The 4,355-nt window shown below is 67.0% G+C and carries 5 protein-coding genes; 3 read left to right on the top strand and 2 right to left on the bottom strand.

Annotated features, from left to right (window positions below):
• Both JHC57_RS21390 and JHC57_RS21385 read left to right on the top strand, forming a co-directional pair.
• On the top strand, positions 1-265 hold a 265-nt coding region (locus JHC57_RS21390; RefSeq protein ID WP_294032601.1), incomplete at its 5' end, for a biopolymer transporter ExbD.
• A gap of 494 nt (positions 266-759) precedes the next feature.
• Entirely contained in the window at positions 760-1,329 is a 570-nt protein-coding gene (locus tag JHC57_RS21385) for a superoxide dismutase family protein (RefSeq protein ID WP_294032600.1), read from the top strand.
• A gap of 38 nt (positions 1,330-1,367) precedes the next feature.
• Here the strand turns inward: JHC57_RS21385 and JHC57_RS21380 are convergent, their stop codons facing one another.
• Complete coding sequence (locus JHC57_RS21380) at positions 1,368-2,966, bottom strand: MFS transporter (RefSeq protein WP_294032599.1); 1,599 nt, start codon at positions 2,964-2,966, stop codon at positions 1,368-1,370.
• A gap of 106 nt (positions 2,967-3,072) precedes the next feature.
• Between JHC57_RS21380 and JHC57_RS21375 the strand changes: the two genes are divergently transcribed.
• Positions 3,073-3,564 (top strand): low molecular weight protein-tyrosine-phosphatase, encoded by a 492-nt coding sequence (locus JHC57_RS21375; protein ID WP_294032598.1) that lies wholly within the window; start codon positions 3,073-3,075, stop codon positions 3,562-3,564.
• On the opposite strand, the gene thpR is transcribed toward JHC57_RS21375, so the two are convergent.
• A complete protein-coding gene (gene thpR / locus JHC57_RS21370) occupies positions 3,471-4,088 on the bottom strand; it encodes an RNA 2',3'-cyclic phosphodiesterase (RefSeq protein WP_294032597.1) in 618 nt (205 codons plus the stop codon). The two genes, JHC57_RS21375 and thpR, sit on opposite strands and share 94 nt — an antisense overlap.
• Positions 4,089-4,355: the final 267 nt, after the last annotated feature.

Raw genomic sequence — 4,355 nt, 5'->3', positions numbered from 1 at the left:
CCAGAGCAATGTCGACCCCGAAAAGAACAAGGTGATGATCGATCCCGCCGGGACGATCACCTGGAACGGGACGCCGGTCGACCTCGCGCAGCTCGCGCAGTATCTGGAACAGACCAAGGCGCTGCCGGTCGAGCCCGAACTGCAGGTTCAGCCCGACCCCTATGCCCGCTATATCGTCGTCGACAATGTGATGGCGGTGATCAAGCGCAGCGGCGTCGGCAAGCTGGGCTTCGTCGGCAACGAGCAATACGCCCGCGTCTTCTGATCCTTCGATCAGGGCCGTCAGGCGAAACAGGGGGCCGCGAAGCAATTCGCGGCCCCTTTTTTCGTAGCGGCTTCGACGGTGAAGGGCCGGGTCTGCGCACCCCCATCAACGACGGCTTTCGACCGGTAGCTGCCGTCGGCCCGTCAGTCTTTCCTCGACAAAATCGCGGCGGAGGGTGCGATCCCGTCCGCCCGGCATGTCACGCTCGCCGACTGGCATCTTGCGCCGATGATCGACTATTTCGTGCGTGTCGAGGAAGGAAGGGCTGCGCTTGCGCGTCTTGCCGTCCTGCAAAGATGGTGGAATCGTCTGTCCGGCCACGACCTGTTGCGCGCAACCGACCCGCTCCAATCCGGACATTTGCCGAATGAATGATGACCCATGCCGACTTATCCCCTTGGAACCGGCGCCAATTGCGGGCATCGTCGACGAACCGGGATCGAAACGCGATGTGACGACGTTCTGATTCCAGTCCGGATAAAGGGAGCAGCAGGATGACGATGGGTTCGCGGCGCAAACAGATCATGGCCCAGGGGGCCGTCCTCGTCGGCGCGCTCGCGCTCGCCGGCTGCGCGGGGATGGGCAAGAAGGCGACCAGCACGCTGCCGCCGGCCGATGCCCATGCGCAGCTATACGACAACAAGGGCGCCGACCGCGGCCGCGCCGACATTTACCGCGACACCACGGGTCTGCGCATCGAACTCGTCGCGCGCGGCTTCGCGCCGGGCACTTACGGCATGCATGTTCACGCCGTCGGCACCTGCACCGCGCCCGATTTCGCGAGCGCGGGTCCGCACTGGAACCCGACCGGCGTCCAGCATGGCCGCGACAATCCGATGGGGGCGCATCATGGCGACCTGCCCAATCTCGTGATCGAGCCCGACCAGATCGGCCGTGCGACGCTGCGTCTCGTCGGCTCGCGGTTCGAGGGCGACGGCGGGCTGCTCGACGCCGACGGCGCCGCCTTCGTCATCCACGCCGGTCCCGACGACTACAAGACCGACCCCAGCGGCAACAGCGGCGGGCGCGTCGCCTGCGGCGTGATCGTTCGCGGTAGCGAATAACGCCTCGCCGGTCGGGGGAGGGAATTTCTTCCGGCCGGTCAGGCTTCGGCCGCGCGCTCGGCGATCGTCGCCTCGGCCCCGGGCACCGCGCGATAGGCATGGATCAGCAGCGCGAGCGCGATCGGCGCGACGCCGATCAGCGACAGGATGCCGGTGCGCAGGTCGCCGACCGGCTTGCCGTCCACCATCGTGCCGGCGAGGTCCGAAATCTGCCCGACCATATAGGGGCCGAACGACAGGCCGACCAGCGTGGTGCCGAGGAAGAAGGCGGCCGTTGCGGTGCCGCGCATCCGCGGCAGCACCAGATCCTGCGTCGTCGCCGCGGCGGCGCCGAGCGCGGCGGCACCCAGCATGCCGGCGAGGAAGTTCATGGCATAGAAGAGCGTCGAATTTCCGGTCGTGTAGCCGATCCAGATCGGGACGATCGGCGCGACGACGCCGAAAATGATCATCAGGATGCGGCCCGCCGGATTTTTCGCGTGCAGCGCGTCGGCGACGCGGCCGCCGACGATCACGCCGACGAAACCGGCCACCGCGCCGTTCGCGCCGAGGATGAAGGCCAGCTCCTGCTTCGGCAGCCCCAGCACGATCTCGGCATAGGGCGCCGACCAGAAGGCGAGCCCGTAGGCGGCGAGCGCGACGAGGCCATAGCCCAGCGTCGTGCAGATGAAGGCGGGGGTGCCCCAGATCAGGCGGAAGGTCGCGGGATCGTTCGCCCGCAGCGCGCTCGCCCAGGAAAAGACCGCATAATAGCCGAGCCCGACCGCCGACCATTGCGCGAAATTGCCCGTCAGCCCGATCATCCACCATGCGAAGGCGGCGATCACCGCGGCGACGACGATGTTGACGACCAGCGCCCCGGGACCGCGCAACAGCGCGCCGATCAGCGTGAGGGGCGGGACGATCATCACCAGATCCTTGAAGAATTCCCGGAACGGCGTCGGCGAACTTGCGCTCGGTGTTCCGTCCATCGCGCCGCGCACCGGTTCGCGCAGGCTCGCGACCCACAGCGCGAGCAGCAGGCCGGGGATGCCGACCGCGAGGAAGGCCGCCTGCCATCCGACGAGCCCCATCGGCCCGCCGGCCGGGTACGCCTTGTTCCACGCCTCGACGATCAGCGCGCCGATGAACAGCGACACGCCGCCGCCGAGGTAGAGCCCCGACGAATAGATGGCGAGCGCGGTCGCCTTCTGCCGCTTGGGGAAATAGTCGGAGATCAGCGAATAGGCGGTCGGGCTCGCGGTCGCCTCGCCGACGCCGACCCCCATGCGCGCGAGCGTCAGGCTGGTCTGGTTGTATGCGAAACCCGACAGCGCGGTCATCGCCGACCACAGGGTCAGGCCGATCGACAGCAGTCTGACGCGGCTCCAGTTGTCGGCGAGGCGGCCGAGCGGGATGCCGAACAGCGCATAGAAGACCGCGAAGGCGGCGCCGCCGAGGAAGCCCATGTCGCCGTCGGACAGGCCGAGGTCGGCCTTGATGTCGACCGCGAGGATGCTGATGATCTGCCGGTCGATGAAATTGAGGATATAGACGATCACCAGCACCGACAGCACATACCAGCTGTAACCGGTGGCTTTCGGTTCGGCGGACGCCGGCGCGCCGGGCATGACATTCTCGCTGGCGGTATCGGCCATCTGGCAACCCTCTCCCTGACCCTCTATCTTGTTCCGCATGGCTAGCAGAGCCGGGGCCGGGCGCAAGTTGAAAGTCGGTTCAACTTTGGGGGGAGACAGGGCCGATATGCGCGACGATCGAGAAAATGCGAAGCCCGCGATCCTCTTCCTCTGCCTCGGCAACATCTGCCGCTCGCCCCTCGCCGAGGGCGCCGCGCGCGCGGCATTCGCACGCGCCGGCATCGACGCCACGCTCGATTCGGCGGGCACCGGAGACTGGCACGTCGGTCATCCGCCCGACCGGCGTGCGCAGGCCGAGGCGCGCCGCCGCGGCATCGACATCTCGGATCTCCGCGCCCGCCAATTGTCGCGGCGCGATTTCCATGATTTCGACCTGATCCTCGCCGCCGACGAAAGCAATCTGCGCGACGCATTGGCGATCCGGCCGGCCGACGCCACCGCCGAACTCCGGTTGATGCTCGATCTGCTCCCCGGCCGCGGCGGACAGGGCGTTGCCGATCCCTATTATGGCGAGGACGGCGGCTTTTCGGTGACGTGGAACGATGTCGACGCGGTCGCGGCGGCGCTGGTCGCCGAATTTTCGCCATCGAGGGGATAGCGCGCAACGGGATGATAGCGCGAGCCGCCATGGCCCATCTCGCTTTCGTAAAGCGTGACATGGCCGAACGCGAAGGCGGGGGTCGCGAGGTCGCTGTTCCGCGCCAGAAAAGGGGCGACGGGCCCCGACCCGCGATTCAACCGCGCGAGGGTGATATGCGGCATGAAACTACGCGTTTCGGGCGCGACGCCGACGCGCGCGAGCAGTTGCTCGACCTTGCGGTGAAGCGCGGCGAGCGGTTCGTGGGGCTCGACGCCGGCCCAGACCATGTGCGGACGGCCCTGCCGCTCGAACAGGCTCACGCCGGCGATCCTCGCAAGGAGCGCGCGGGCGTAGAGGGCGCCGAGCGCCGCCGCGATATCCTCCGCCTGATGATGGTCGACCTCGCCGATAAAGCGAAGGGTCAAGTGCAATTGCTCGTCGCTCTGCCAGCGCGCGCCCGAAATGCCGTGCATCGTGGTGACCAGGATTTCGCGGATCGGACGCGGCGGGCGCAGCGCGATGAACAGGCGGTGCGTGGACATGCGGACAGCATAGGCGGCGACGTCCGGAACCGCGATTCCTAACTTCACGGCAGCGGAATAATATTGCCGGAATATTGCCGATGTCCGGTTTCGCTTGAAACAGGAGGGCAAACCCCCGATATTGCTGCTCACGGCCGGTATGGGCTGGCCGGTTATGGAGATGAAAAATGGCGAATTGGAACGACCCCAATATGGCGGCGTCCGGTTTTGGCGCCGGCGCGAACGCAATGGACCAGGCCGTCGATGCCGGTCTGCGGTCGTACATGC

The organism is Sphingopyxis sp. (assembly GCF_016463645.1).
Classification (GTDB): Bacteria; Pseudomonadota; Alphaproteobacteria; order Sphingomonadales; family Sphingomonadaceae; genus Sphingopyxis.
Note: the sequence above shows the minus strand (reverse complement) of the source record. Positions and strands in the feature narration are given on the sequence as shown.

What these genes read in the sequence shown, in the direction of transcription:
- thpR (WP_294032597.1), bottom strand. Translation starts at nt 4,088, where the DNA reads ATGTCCACGCACCGCCTGTTCATCGCGCTGCGCCCGCCGCGTCCGATC.
- JHC57_RS21385 (WP_294032600.1), top strand. Translation starts at nt 760, where the DNA reads ATGACGATGGGTTCGCGGCGCAAACAGATCATGGCCCAGGGGGCCGTC.
- JHC57_RS21375 (WP_294032598.1), top strand. Translation starts at nt 3,073, where the DNA reads ATGCGCGACGATCGAGAAAATGCGAAGCCCGCGATCCTCTTCCTCTGC.
- JHC57_RS21380 (WP_294032599.1), bottom strand. Translation starts at nt 2,966, where the DNA reads ATGGCCGATACCGCCAGCGAGAATGTCATGCCCGGCGCGCCGGCGTCC.